12 protein-coding genes and 1 tRNA gene are annotated in these 14,089 nt (G+C 31.3%); 8 read left to right on the top strand and 5 right to left on the bottom strand.

The window, feature by feature from the left end; genetic code table 11:
- The first annotated feature begins 133 nt into the window (after positions 1-133).
- Positions 134-556, top strand: a complete 423-nt coding sequence (locus tag V6U76_RS01385) for a hypothetical protein (RefSeq protein ID WP_333023232.1) — start codon at positions 134-136, stop codon at positions 554-556.
- A gap of 180 nt (positions 557-736) precedes the next feature.
- On the opposite strand, the gene alaS is transcribed toward V6U76_RS01385, so the two are convergent.
- The 3 genes from alaS to V6U76_RS01370 form a co-directional block, all read right to left on the bottom strand.
- Positions 737-3,316 (bottom strand): alanine--tRNA ligase, encoded by a 2,580-nt coding sequence (alaS, locus tag V6U76_RS01380; RefSeq protein WP_333023231.1) that lies wholly within the window; start codon positions 3,314-3,316, stop codon positions 737-739.
- Between the two features lie 108 nt (positions 3,317-3,424).
- Positions 3,425-3,500 (bottom strand) — tRNA-Val (locus V6U76_RS01375).
- Entirely contained in the window at positions 3,500-4,150 is a 651-nt protein-coding gene (locus V6U76_RS01370) for a heme exporter protein CcmB (protein ID WP_333023230.1), read from the bottom strand. Before V6U76_RS01370 ends, V6U76_RS01375 begins: the two co-directional genes overlap by 1 nt.
- A gap of 98 nt (positions 4,151-4,248) precedes the next feature.
- Here V6U76_RS01370 and V6U76_RS01365 point away from each other — a divergent pair, with 98 nt between their 5' ends.
- Complete coding sequence (locus V6U76_RS01365; protein WP_333023229.1) at positions 4,249-4,650, top strand: TraR/DksA family transcriptional regulator; 402 nt, start codon at positions 4,249-4,251, stop codon at positions 4,648-4,650.
- A 1-nt stretch (position 4,651) separates the two neighbouring features.
- Here the strand turns inward: V6U76_RS01365 and V6U76_RS01360 are convergent, their stop codons facing one another.
- The gene (locus tag V6U76_RS01360) at positions 4,652-5,641 is read right to left on the bottom strand and encodes a pyruvate dehydrogenase complex E1 component subunit beta (RefSeq protein ID WP_333023228.1); all 990 of its coding nucleotides are present in this window, start codon (positions 5,639-5,641) and stop codon (positions 4,652-4,654) included.
- Positions 5,642-5,825: 184 nt separating this feature from the next.
- Here V6U76_RS01360 and V6U76_RS01355 point away from each other — a divergent pair, with 184 nt between their 5' ends.
- From V6U76_RS01355 to V6U76_RS01330, 6 genes are all read left to right on the top strand, one after another.
- The gene (locus V6U76_RS01355) at positions 5,826-7,154 is read left to right on the top strand and encodes an OTU domain-containing protein (protein WP_333023227.1); all 1,329 of its coding nucleotides are present in this window, start codon (positions 5,826-5,828) and stop codon (positions 7,152-7,154) included.
- 5 nt (positions 7,155-7,159) lie between these two features.
- Positions 7,160-8,128, top strand: coding sequence for a tRNA dihydrouridine synthase DusB (gene dusB / locus V6U76_RS01350; RefSeq protein ID WP_333023226.1), 969 nt, complete (start codon positions 7,160-7,162; stop codon positions 8,126-8,128).
- A 134-nt stretch (positions 8,129-8,262) separates the two neighbouring features.
- Positions 8,263-8,442, top strand: a complete 180-nt coding sequence (rpsU, locus tag V6U76_RS01345) for a 30S ribosomal protein S21 (protein ID WP_333023225.1) — start codon at positions 8,263-8,265, stop codon at positions 8,440-8,442.
- A gap of 31 nt (positions 8,443-8,473) precedes the next feature.
- Positions 8,474-9,640, top strand: coding sequence for an ADP-forming succinate--CoA ligase subunit beta (gene sucC, locus V6U76_RS01340; RefSeq protein ID WP_333023224.1), 1,167 nt, complete (start codon positions 8,474-8,476; stop codon positions 9,638-9,640).
- A gap of 3 nt (positions 9,641-9,643) precedes the next feature.
- Entirely contained in the window at positions 9,644-10,522 is an 879-nt protein-coding gene (sucD, locus tag V6U76_RS01335) for a succinate--CoA ligase subunit alpha (protein ID WP_333023223.1), read from the top strand.
- A 33-nt stretch (positions 10,523-10,555) separates the two neighbouring features.
- Positions 10,556-13,030, top strand: a complete 2,475-nt coding sequence (locus V6U76_RS01330; protein ID WP_333023222.1) for a response regulator — start codon at positions 10,556-10,558, stop codon at positions 13,028-13,030.
- A 436-nt stretch (positions 13,031-13,466) separates the two neighbouring features.
- Here V6U76_RS01330 and V6U76_RS01325 read toward each other — a convergent pair.
- Positions 13,467-14,089: tetratricopeptide repeat protein (locus tag V6U76_RS01325; RefSeq protein WP_408647404.1), on the bottom strand; the 623-nt coding region annotated here is incomplete at its 5' end.

Genomic DNA, 14,089 nt, shown 5'->3' with positions numbered 1-14,089 from the left:
ATTTAGCTAAAATAGACTATCAGTAGGAAATTAGTATTTCATCGTATAATTATTAAATATGTATAAATAATCTTGCATGGTGTGATAAAATATGCTATAATGATATTATACTTATATAAATAAAGGAGTAAAAATGACAGTAGTAAGGTTACAAGGGTTTTATGTAAACATGGAAGATGAAATAGTAAAGGTGCCAATTTCTGAAATAGTTAATCAAAATGCTGAAAATTTAGGAATTTTAGAAAAAGTAGGCGATACTGGAAAAATAAATGTGAAAATTAATATGGATATACCTCAATGGGCAATAAGTCTTAATAATGCAGGTGCTACGGTTGAAAAAATTGATGGAAAAACATCGATCAGATTAGAAAATGCATCAAGTTCTGATTATGAAAAATTTATGTCTAGTGATGTAATATTTAACTTAGGTGCTTGTAAATCTCCTTTTTATGAAGAGAACCATAAGCATTTTGTAGTTGACGTAAAATTACAAGAGGACGATAGTTATGAGATGATAGATAATCATTATGAATTTTATTCTGATCCTTGGTATTAAGATTTATATCTACTAATTGATTTGTCCTTCGCCCTATACTATATAGGGTAAGGAGAAATCTTAGAGTTTACGTATGTCTTTTTAGTGCAGCGTTTGAGCTTTGCCTAAGTGTTACAAAAAAAAATTAATATTTTTATATTACTTATTACCGCATTTTTTGTAATTAATACAGATAAAAGCTTACTTATTTTTATTTAAAATTTGAAGAGTAATATTAGAAATTATATTATCTACTTCATTACTATTGCAGCCTACTTGTGCAAGCTCAGCACTTCCTCCACTTTTACCAATTGTATTTGATATTAATTTTCTTGCGTTTATTCTATCAGTCAAATCTCTACTTACTTTTACCATTAGAACTGCCTTCTCTTCTTCAATTGCTATAAAAACTATAATGCTTTTTGGCTTTTGTTTATTCAAAATAAATTCTCTAATTATGTTAGCTGGAATATCTCTGAAAGCATGGTTAAAAAATTCTATATCTCCAATTTTAGTGCTCTTTATATTCTCTGCATTTACCAGTTTTGTGCATAGGAACTTTATTTTTGTTTCTAATTTTTTACGTTCTTGGCTTAAAATATTCAAGCGTTCTAGAATATTATTTATTGGTACTTTTACAGATTCTGCAATTTTTTTCAGATTAATTTCATTATTTTGAATATGGCTAACTGCGTGCTGCCCTGTTAAAGCCTCAATCCTTCTTACTCCAAATGCAACTGAGCTTTCTGTAACTATCTTAAATAAACCTATCTCACCTGTGAACTCTACATGCGTACCACCACACAGTTCTTTCGAACTTCCAATATTCACAACCCTAACCTTTTCACCATACTTCTCACCAAATAATGCCATAGCTCCTTCTTTTACTGCTTGATCCATACTTTGAATTTTTGTCAATACAGAATAATTTTCTCGTATTAAAGAATTTACAGTATCTTCTACTTGAAGTAATTCTTCTTCAGTAACTTGAGTGTTGTGACTAAAATCAAATCTAAGTTTGTCTGGCGCAACCAATGAGCCTTTCTGAGTTACATGATTACCTAGAATCTTTCGTAGTACAAAATGCAAGAGATGAGTAGAAGAATGGTTTCTTTTTAAATTTTTTCTTCTTTCTTTATCAATGCTTGCTGTCACTATATCACCCGTATGGATTGAGCCAGATTTAACTGTGCATCTATGCAAATAGAAATCATTAATTTTATTAGTATTATCTACTGCAATTATATCTCCATTTACCATACTTAAACTTCCAGTGTCACCAACTTGTCCACCTGATTCAGCATAAAAGGAAGTTTTATCTAGTATGATTGTTATCTTATCTCCTTTTTCTGCAGAGTGTATGATTTCATCATTAGAAGAGAGAATAGCTAACACATTTGCATTACTTATTGTATCAAGATCATAACCAACAAATTCTGTTTTGCTAAATCTATCGGTTAAATCAAACCACACTTGTTCTATGGCCTTTTCACCAGATCCAATCCATTTAGCACGTGCTCTTTCTTTTTGTTTATTCATTTCATCGCTAAAACCTTTCTGGTCAAAATTGATCTTCTTCTCTTTTAAAATATCAAGTGTAATATCTAAAGGAAATCCATGAGTATCATATAACTTAAATGCTAATTCTCCAGGAAAACTATCACCTGCATGTAAATTTGCAATAAATTTTTCCAACAAACTAATTCCTTTTAGAAGAGTATCTTTAAAATTTACTTCCTCCAATTTCAAGGTTGTCTTTATTGAATCTTGAGCTCTAATTAATTCAGGATAGACATCACCCATATAAGCTGGACTTGTGCTATCTATGAGTACTGGAAAAATAAGGTGTAATAGAGAATCTTGATATCCGAGTTGATGAATATAACGTGCAGCTCTTCTGATTAATCTACGCAATACGTAGCTTCTACCCTCATTTCCTGGAAGTATTCCTTCTGCAATAAGAAATGCAGATGCACGCAAATGATCTGCAATAATTTTATATGCAGCTTTATTTTCTACATTTTTGCAATACTCTTTTAACTTATTTATTATTGCAGAAAAAAGATCAATATCATAATTATCATGAACGTTTTGCGTTACTGCACTTATCCTTTCGAGACCCATTCCAGTATCAATACATTGCTTAGGTAATTTGTAAAGATTACCTTCCTCATCTCTACTGAATTCCATAAACACCAAATTCCAAATTTCAACAACTCTTTCATCCATGTGTAAGTTCAGGTTTGCATGGTCATAAAAAATTTCAGAACACGGTCCGCATGGACCAGTATTTCCCATACTCCAAAAATTATCATCTGTTGCAATTTTTATGATTTTATCATCAGAAAAGCCACTTACTTTACGCCATATCTCATATGCTTTGTTATCTGTATGATAAACTGTTATAGATAATCTACTTTTATCAAGTAGTAATTCTTGAGTAATGAACTTCCATGCAAGTTCTATTGCAGTCTCTTTAAAATATTCACCAAAACTAAAATTGCCTAGCATCTCAAAAAATGTATGATGACGTGTTGTATAACCAACATTTTCAAAATCATTGTGTTTACCACCCGCTCTGAGACATTTTTGGCTTGAAACAGCACTTTTCATTTTTGCTTTTTGCAGACCAGTAAATATGTTTTTAAATTGCACCATGCCGGAATTTGTAAACATTAGTGTTGGATCATGATCTGGTATTAAGGAAGAAGAAGAAATTTGTTTGTGTCCATGATTAATAAAAAATTTTATAAACCTTTCTCTAATTACACTTAATTTCATTAATTTATTTTATAAATAAAAATAAAATTACCATTTATTATAAATAGAAAACTTTGAAATGCTATAAAAATAGAGGTTTATAACTCAATTCATATTATGCATTTTCAATGGTGGGTAATATTGGACTTGAACCAATGACCCCTTGCACGTCAAGCAAGTGCTCTACCAACTGAGCTAATTACCCTAATTTTCTTGTATAGCAAATTTCAATGCTATATGTGTAGTAAATATGCTAATAATAAGTAACACAACAGATACTAATAAAGTAATTGATATAATACCAAAATCAAAGAACTTATACTCTACAAAAAATTTAAAATAGATAAAAGTAGGCATTATTATTGGTAAAACCAGTATCTGTGATATTCCAGATGTTAAGTGATTGTTACTAATTGTTAACGAATATCCAGCAGCTGAAATACTGATTATAATAAGTGTATAAAACAATAAGGATAAACACATTATCAATGAGTATTGCATATTGCTTTCCAAGATAACAATATTTACTATTAATGAAATAAATGAAATAGGTAACCCAAATAGTATCCAATGGATAAGGATTTTACAAGTGATTACAAGCCTAGATGAGTGCGATTGTATGAAGATCTGCTCTAGAATACCATTGTAGTAATCGATAAAGAATAAATTGTGTATAGAAGCTTGCAGAGCAAATGTCGTGCATATCCAAGTTAAGATTGGAGCAGACTCTACTTTATTTGTATTGTCAAGCACAAATAGTGAAAAATTCAGCATTATGCTAAATAAGCACATTATGTAAATAAAATCTTTGTTTTTATGAATTGATAAATTTATTTCTCTTTTTATGATACTCATCATTACTACAGTTTTAAATGTTTATTATAAATTATAGTGTTTACTCTAGTAATCATAATGATTGATTTTTATTTGTGTAGATATTTTATGGAGCAGTTATGAGAATAACATTACCAGTAAATTACATTCCTTCAGAAGATGAAGAATATATGAATCCATTGCAACTTGAATATTTCAAGAAAAAGCTAGAGTCTATGTTTGACGACTTGACAAAGTATAAAGTGCATCAAAAAGATAGTGCTTCACTAGGTGTTGCAAGCGCAGATATTGATAATCTTTCATTCAGTGAAAATGAAGAATTAATGGAGAGAAGAAGGAAAAAACATCTAGAAATTAATGAAGCATTGAAAAGAATAGAGTTAGGGATTTACGGTTATTGTACTGAAACAGGGGAAGAGATAGGGATAGGTAGACTCGAAGCAAACCCACTAGCTACGTGTTGCATTGAAGAACAAGAAAGAAAAGAAAGCTTAAAAAATGTGTACAACATAGAAGAATAAATTATTGACAAATCTGCTGCACAGCTTTAACTATATCTTCTACTTGTGGCAATGCTTTCTTTTCTAAGTCTATAGAATATGGAAGAGGTACGTTCTTAGCTGTAATGCGCATGACAGGTGCATCAAGGTAATCAAATCCTTGCGCCATGATCAGAGCAGATAATTCCGAACCTATCCCTGCGAAAGGCCATCCCTCTTCTATACTAACTAATCTATTAGTTTTTTTTATAGAAGAAATAATCGTTTCAGTATCAAGTGGACTTAAAGTTCTAAGATCAACAACTTCAGCATCTATACCTTCATTAACTAGAAGATCTGCTGCCTCTAAAGCATCTAATAATTTTAATGAAAAAGCTGTAATAGTTACATCTTTCCCTTTTCGTACAACAGCAGCTTTACCTATTTCCATCAGGTAATTCTTATTAGATAATTCATGATCTGATACATCATGCTCATGCCCATAAGCTATTTCATTTTCTAAAAATACTACAGGATTAGGATCACGAATAGCTGCTTTTAACAGCCCTCTACAATCAGAAGCAAAGTAAGGTGCTATTACTTTCAGCCCAGGAATATGTGAATACCAAGATGCAAAGCACTGTGAATGCTGTGCAGCAACCCTTGAAGCAGCACCATTTGGCCCACGAAAAACTATAGAACATCCAAGCTGCCCACCTGACATATAATTTGTTTTAGCTGCAGAATTAATGATTTGATCCATAGCTTGCATAGAAAAATTGAAGGTCATAAACTCTACTATAGGTTTTAAACCTGCAAATGCTGCTCCTATAGCAAGACCAGCAAAGCCATGCTCAGTAATAGGAGTATCAATTACCCTTTTCTCTCCAAACTCTTTCAGTAAGTCTTTGGTTACCTTATAAGCTCCCTCATATTCTGCAACTTCTTCACCAAGTATAAACACATTAGGGTCATTGTGCATTTCTTCTCTAATTGCAATGCACAAAGCTTCACGTACAATAAGTTTAGCCATCTATTACCTGCTTTATATGTAAGTATAATGTAGTATACAGAAGTTGTACTAAAAGAAAAATTATTTTGTAATGGTGTAAAGTTATAGTTATTTAAATACTTATTTTAATATTGATATTTCTAAGATTAGGTGTATAATAGCTTTAAGGAAGTTTATCTTACTTTCAATAATAGTGAGTACAATGATGTTAAAGTTTCAAGATCATTTAAAAAAAGCTTGGGGTAACTTTAAAGATGATTTTAAAGTTGGCACGATCATTGGTGCTCTTGGCTGTTTTCTGTTATACACTGTTATTGGCACAGTACTGCTATTAACTAGTGGGTTTAGCCTTCCTACCTTTATAATTTTTTCTGCTTACATGTTAATTTTTACAATAGCATTTTCAGTTCTTTCTGGTGTTGCTACTGCTCTAATTGCTGCTCCTTTATATCGTCTTGCTAAAGAGTGTATAAAATACATTAATAAAAATGTAGAATCAAGAAATCTAGCAGAAGAAGGTCCAGATAGATCAAAAACTTTAGATAGAGATAGTGGTGTTATTACATTAGAAAAGGATTCAAAAGTAGGATCAATAGATAAAAGTGATGAAGTGTTTATGAGCAAGAGAAAGCGCAAAGGTTCTGGTGATTCTTCTGATAGCGGTGTGAGTTTAGATTCAAAAAATGAATCAGAAACAACAAGTCTCAAATCATATGATACTGCAGGAGATGGAAATTGCTTTTTTCATGCTGTGTTTGGTGATAATAGTTCTGGTCTATATAGGTCTGAAAAGGCGCAAGAAATGAGACTAGAGTGGCATAAATTTTTAAGCCAATTTAATTCTTTGAGTGATATAAGTATGCCAGCTCCTTTAAGAGAGCAAATGCAGAAGATTTTTTACATGTTTCTTAATAAGCCAGGGGATTTAACTGCTAGGTCAAATAAAATAAAAAAGTTGGCTGAAAAAACGAGAAAAAAAATTGAAGATGCTGAATGTAAAGTACAAGAGTTAGTAGATAAAGTTGTTATCAGCATGCATGGCTTATCGCGTAATGATGTTTTTAATAACTTGAAAGAATACGCAAAAAATGTTGGTATTAGCAGTGGTCAGTATAAGAGAAAATATAATAGCCAAGCTATCACAAGTTCATTTCTTAATAATAAGGAACTTTACAAAGCTTACCTGGAAGCAATACAAAACCCTAGTTATCACGTTTTCACTGAGGAGATTTCGATATTAGCCTCTTTGGCTAATATCATAGTTGGATTTCATGCTGAAGATATTGATAATAAGCGCAATAGAATTAAGCACCACAAAATATTCCGACCTAATCCAGATATGCTAAATGAAGATTATATACGAAATGATGAATTGTGGGGTAACAAGAAGCAAGAAATAATACACTTGGAAGGAGGTCATTATGAGAGAGCTGAAGTTGTGGAGATAGAGCAGCCTTCCTTTATAGAAAAAGGAAGCTCATATATGTATAATATTGTAGCATCAGCTTTCACTAGTATAGCCAAAGCAATTTAATCTAAATGACTAAGGTCTTACGCCCACTACAAATAGGAAACTTAACCATTGATTCTCCAGTAATCTTGGCTCCAATGTCAGGGGTAACTGATTATCCATTTAGAAGTATTGTAAAAAAGCTTGGAGCTAGTTTATTAGTTTCAGAAATGATTGCAAGCAGAGCAATGATTTTACAAACTCGTCAGAGTTTGCAAAAAGCGAAAGTTGATGAATTAACTGCAGTGCAACTTGCTGGGTGTGAGCCAGACGTCATGGCAGAAGCTGCAAAACTTAATGAAGATATGGGAGCAAAAATAATAGACATAAATTTCGGTTGCCCAGTTAAAAAAGTTGTAAATGGTTATGCAGGGTCAGCGCTAATGCGTGATGAAAAAAAATCTGCTGAAATAATTGAAGCAGTAGTTAAAGCAGTAAAAGTACCTGTTACAGTGAAAATGCGTACTGGATGGAATGATGAAACCCGCAATGCTCCGCGCTTAGCAAAAATAGCAGAAGAGTTAGGAGCACAGATGATAACTGTACACGGTAGAACAAGGGCACAACTCTATAACGGCCACTCAGATTGGAAATTTGTGCGCACTGTAAAAGAAAAAATAAAAATTCCTGTTATAGTAAATGGTGACATAAAAACCCTAGATGATATTCAAAATGCTCTAAAAGAGTCAGGAGCTGACGGAGTAATGATAGGTCGAGGTGCTTATGGTAAACCTTGGTTAATTAACCAAGCAATAAGTTTTTTTAGGGGAGATGAAATTTTTGAATTATCTTCTCTAGAAAAATTGAACGTAATACTTGATCACTATGATAATATTCTTGAGTATTATGGGAAAGACATTGGAATAAAGATAGCACGCAAACATATAGGCTGGTATAGCAATGGGCTTCAATGTTCATCAGAATTTCGTGTTAGGATTAATAACATGGTAGATAATATGGAAATTAGAGAAAATATTATAAATTTTTTTTATCATTAACCTTTATTTTATTAGAAATTTAAAAAAAATATAGTAACATAGTAATTTATTAATGTGGATATTATAAAATGATTGACAGCATTAATTCACTAACTTACTTATAGGTTTAATTTAAAAGTACGGAGGTATATAACTTGATTGAAGTACCGGTTTATCACAATGATGTTGAGCAAGCATTACGTGCATTGAAAAAAAAAATGCAAAAAGAGGGGAAGCAACGCAAAATGAAAAAAAGGTTTCATGAGACAAAATCAGAAGAGAGAGCTAAAAAAAATGCTGAGATTAAAAAAAGAAAAAACAAGGCAAGGGGTTAGAAGTTATGTTTTTTAGTTTATAGAGTTGTTTATGAATATCCACGAATATCAAGCAAAGGAAATTTTACGTAAGTTCAATGTTTCAGTGCCAAAAGGGTTTCTTATAAAATCCTTAGAAAGAGAGGAAATAGAGTCAATGATGGGTCAGTTAAAGTCTGACGTATTTGTGGTGAAAGCTCAAATTCATGCAGGTGGTAGAGGGAAAGCAGGTGGTGTAAGGCTTGCCAAATCTGTTGAAGAAGTAAAAGAGTTTGTGAAAGAAATGTTAGGTTCTACTCTTATCACTCATCAGACAGATTCAAAAGGACAGAAGGTAAGAAATATATATATTGAAGAAGGTTCAAAAATCAAAAAGGAATTCTATTTAAGTTTAATAATTGACCCAAAATTAGGGCAACCTGTCTTTATATTTTCGTCAGAAGGTGGAATGGATATTGAAGAAGTAGCGAAAGTTTTTCCTTCTAAACTCATAAAAATTGCTATTGATCCTGCTATTGGATTTGCAAGCTTTGATGCAAACAAGCTTATTAGTAATTTTAATCTCAATACGAAACAAATAGAAAAAATAACAAATATTGCAGGTAACATATATGAAGCATTTCTTGCAATAGATGCTAGCCAAGTCGAAGTTAATCCACTGGTTGAAACAAATTCTGGAGATTTTGTTGCACTAGATGCTAAAATAAATTTTGATGATAATGCTCTATATCGTCATCCAGAAATTGTCGAACTTCGTGATTATGATGAAGAGATCAAAGAAGAAATAGAAGCTTCAAAATACGGGTTAAGTTATATAAAAATGAATGGTAACATAGGCTGCATGGTAAATGGTGCAGGTCTTGCTATGGCAACAATGGATATAATTAAATATTATGGGGCAGAGCCAGCAAATTTCTTAGATGTAGGAGGAGGAGCGAGCAAGGAAACTGTAACTGAAGCATTTAAAATCATATTATCTGACAATAATGTAAAAGGTATTTTAGTTAATATATTTGGTGGCATAATGCGTTGTGATGTTATTGCAAATGGCATTGTCGAGGCTGCAAAAGAAATTAGTATTGAGGTCCCTTTAGTGGTCAGGTTATCTGGCACTAATTTTAAAGAAGGAAAACAAATTTTAGGGCAATCAGGGCTAAATATCATTACTGCAGATGAGCTTGGTGAGGCTGCACGAAAAATAGTAAAAGAGGTGGAATAAGGAATGTCTATTTTAGTAAATAAGGATACAAAGTTAATATGCCAAGGTTTCACTGGTGCACAAGGTACATTTCATTCTGAACAAGCAATTTCTTATGGAACTAGAATGGTTGGAGGTGTAACTCCAGGAAAAGGAGGAAGAGCTCATTTAGGTCTACCAATTTTCAACACTGTAATGGAGGCTAAGGAAAAAACAAAAGCAAATGCTACTGTTATATATGTTCCAGCTAAATTTGCTGCAGATGCAATACTCGAAGCAATACATGCAGAAATAGAGTTAATAGTTTGTATTACAGAGGGTATACCAATACTTGATATGGTTAAGGTAAAACGTGCACTCGTTGGATCGAAAAGTCGACTTATTGGTCCCAATTGTCCTGGAGTGATTACTCCTGAAGAATGTAAAATAGGGATAATGCCTGGATATATTCATAAACGTGGGCACATAGGAGTTATGTCTCGTTCTGGAACTTTAACTTATGAAACAGTTGCACAAACAACAGCTGTTGGTCTTGGGCAATCTACATGTATTGGTATAGGAGGAGATCCTGTTCATGGAATGTCATTTGTTGATTGTATGGAGCTTTTTTTAAAAGATATAGATACCCATGGTATTGTAGTCATTGGTGAGATAGGTGGAACTGAAGAAGAAGATTTATCGCACCTTATAAAAGGGGAAAAAATTAAAAAACCAATTGTAGGGTTTGTTGCTGGACAAACAGCACCTCCTGGGAAACGTATGGGTCATGCTGGAGCAATTATTTCTTCTAGTGGTGGAAGTGCTAGTGCAAAACTTGAGGCTATGCAAAGCAGTGGTATAATAATTGCAGAAACTCCAGCAATAATTGGTGAAAAAGTGCTTCAAGCTATGGAAGCTTTATGATTTCATAATATGACTTAATTAAAATTAGTCTTAATGAGACGAAGGTATATAGATAGTAAAAAAGAGAATAGAGTAGATTTTGTATTCAGAAATTATGGTTTGTCTGCACCTGTTGCTACCATAATTATATTTTTACCTTCAATACTTATATCTGTACTCTATTTTTTTAGTGTATACAATCAATATATTAACATTGAGATAAATCTATTTGCTAGTGCATTAGTTACAATATTTATAATTTATCGAACTAAATATGACAAGCACTTAATTAACTCTATAGAATTTCAAAATGCAATATTTGCAAATGCACTTAATCACGATACAGAGTTTTGTCTCATTATATATAAAGATAAAAGTATTATATACTCAGATGCAAGGTTTTATGAAAGGTTTAAAAATAACTTACAGAATAATACATTGAGTGGGATCCTTTCAGTCAGCAATGTTACTGATGAAGATAAGAAAATATTTTACAATGCTTTGAGCACTAATTCATCTGCGCATGCATACATTTCTTTTAATGTTGGAGTTCATAAATCAAGAAATTTTCCTACGCATATATCTTCTAATGACATAAATGTAGTGATAGATGGTAATAAGACCTATAACTTATTCTTATCACCAATTGCAAGACCACAAGGATATTTTGTTTTAAAAGCTTTAAGGATTACTAAGGAACAAGTGTATAAAACATTAATAGAGAATCACAATATAGGAACATATGTTACGAATACTAAAAAGATGATCTTATCTGTCAATCAAGCCTTTTTAGAGATGTTTGAACTGGAGAAGATTCAAAAAGGCTCTCTTCTAACTGATTTTACATTAAAAAATCAGATTAATGACTCTTCAAAATCTGAGGCTTTATTTATTACTAAACAAGGGACTCCATTCAGGGCAAATATTAGTCAAGCTATATTTTATGATAAGTATAACCAAAGCTACATTTATGGAATAGTTACTTTACTAAAATCTACTATAGATGATTACAAATTTCATCCATGTTTTATCAATGCATCCATTGCAATTGCACAATGCGATAAAAGTGGTTCTTTTGTGAAGAAAAATATTGCATTAACAAATTTAAGTAAATTAAAAGAAAATTCTATATTTTCTTTAGTATCACCAGAATATCATGATGAAATACAAGACTATCTCTCAAGTGATAAAATCAATAGTTTATCAGTTAACGTAAAGCTAAATAATGATGAGGATTTTAAACTATATTTTAATAAGTTTATTCAAAGTAAAAACATAATAATATTTTGTTACTTTATTGATAATACTGAACATAAAAACTTAGAAATAAAACTTGAGCACTATCAAAAGATGCAAGCTATAGGACAATTAGCTGGAGGAATAGCTCACGATTTTAATAATATATTAACTGCTATCATAGGATTTTGTGATTTGTTGTTAATTCAACATCCAGTTGGTGATCCGTCTTCTGCTGATATTGTTCAGATACAACAAAATGCAAATCGTGGCTCAAATTTAGTCAAACAACTTCTAGCTTTTTCTAGAAAGCAGACACTTTTACCAAAAATCATTGATGTAAACAGCACAATAGCTGATCTTTCTGAGATGATAAAAAGGCTGATAGGAGAAAATATAAAATTTACTGTTTTTTATGAGCAAGACCTAGGTTTGATAAAAGCGGATCAAGGACAATTAGAACAAGTAATCATAAATTTGGTAGTAAATGCTAGTGCAGCTATGGAAAAAGGTGGAGAATTAATAATAAAAACTTCTAATATTAGAATAAATTCACTTAATTCTAACATGGATGATATGTTTTCACCAGATAAAGAACCAATGGAATATGGAAATTATGTCGTAATTGAAGTGTCTGATACAGGATACGGTATACATAGCAATGTTATTGATAAAATATTTGATCCGTTTTTTTCAACTAAAGACATTACTTCTGGAACAGGACTTGGACTCTCAACAGTATATGGAATTATAAAGCAGACTGAAGGACACATATATGTTACTAGTAAAGTAAATTGTGGTACAAAATTTAGCATATTTTTACCTACTGTTTATATATCAAACAACAATGTAGAAGTTATTGATGATAAGACTGAATCTTATACAAGGAATAATAAGGATTTTATAACTAATAGTACAATCTTACTGATTGAAGATGAAGATTCAGTAAGAGTATTTACTACTAGAGCGCTAGAAAAAAAAGGTTTTAAGGTTATAGAAACAGCTCTTAGTAGAAGTGCATTAGAAATTATTAATGGGGACCATCATATAGATCTTATTATTACAGATGTAGTAATGCCAGAGTTTAGTGGATTAGAAATAGCAAAAAAAGCTCTAATTCAGAGGCCAGATATAGATGTGATCTTTATTTCAGGATATGCAGAAGATACTTTTTTGAAAAATGAAGAAATAAACCTACAAAATTTTGATTTTTTACCTAAACCATTTACTCTAAATCAATTGATTTCAAAAGTACAAAGTGTATTAGGTACAAAAAAAGAAAAGAAAGCTTAACAATATTTTTGCTGTTTTTTTATGGATTGCTAAACTAGATAGGTGAGAATATAATCACTTTTTTAAAGAGAAGTTGTGATATAAGTGCTCAGGAGCAAAGCATATCATAAAGGTGATACAGATGCTATTGCAAAAATTCAGGTGTCTGCATGATTTTCAAAAAAACAACGTAGTTGGATTGCTATATGCTAGCAAACAAGATAAATTCTTGCTTGTGGAAGCAGGATAGGTAAAACATATCTGGAAATTAATAAAAGATTTGTGACCAAATTTTACAGATAATTTTGCATCTTATAGAGTAATTTTACCAATTTTTGGAAACTTAAATAATTGAAAGCATAACTTTTTGCCGTTCATTTATGCAGTCGTAAAACTAAAGGCTATTCAAAATCCAAAAACATGATACTTTAGCTCTCTTTGATTTTTAAAATCTATCTTATATTAGCAATTCCAAAAAAGTGTGTAACTTTTTGATATTATAAATTTCTGATCCATAATTATTATCTATTTGATTTAATAAATCACTTACTTGCATTGAGTAAGCACTATTTTTAGGTAAGCTTAGAAGTGCAAGTTTTGCGTATTTTTTAAATTGCTTAATGTTTCCTATAAAAAAAGCTTTTTTTGCTGAAGAAAAATAAAACATTGGTAAGTTCTTATCACGTTTGTATGCAATACTTAAATAATACAACACACTAGTTTCTAGGTGTGAAATTTCTTCTAAATTAGATATTGCTTCTTTTATGCGATTACTTAGCAATAATGTGTGAGATAATGCAAGTTTTATTAAATAACCTGGATCACTATTATAAGGTAAATAATCAATTGATTTTTTATAATTTTCTATTGCTTCATTTAAACGTCCTGCTTTATATAGCACTTGTGCTTTTAGTTCATATAAATATGGATCTTTATGAGAATCTTTAATTAGTGAATCAAGCTGCTCAACAGCTTCTTCTATTTTTCCTTTTCTATAACTAATTATAACATTTGCATAATTAGATATTCTTAAGTCATTGTAATACTTATTTAACAGTAGATGAAGTGGGATAAAAAAGG

Origin of the sequence: Wolbachia endosymbiont of Pentidionis agamae (genome assembly GCF_036711655.1) — a bacterium.
Lineage (GTDB): Bacteria > Pseudomonadota > Alphaproteobacteria > Rickettsiales > Anaplasmataceae > JAZHPY01.
This window is presented reverse-complemented; position numbering and strand designations above follow the sequence as displayed.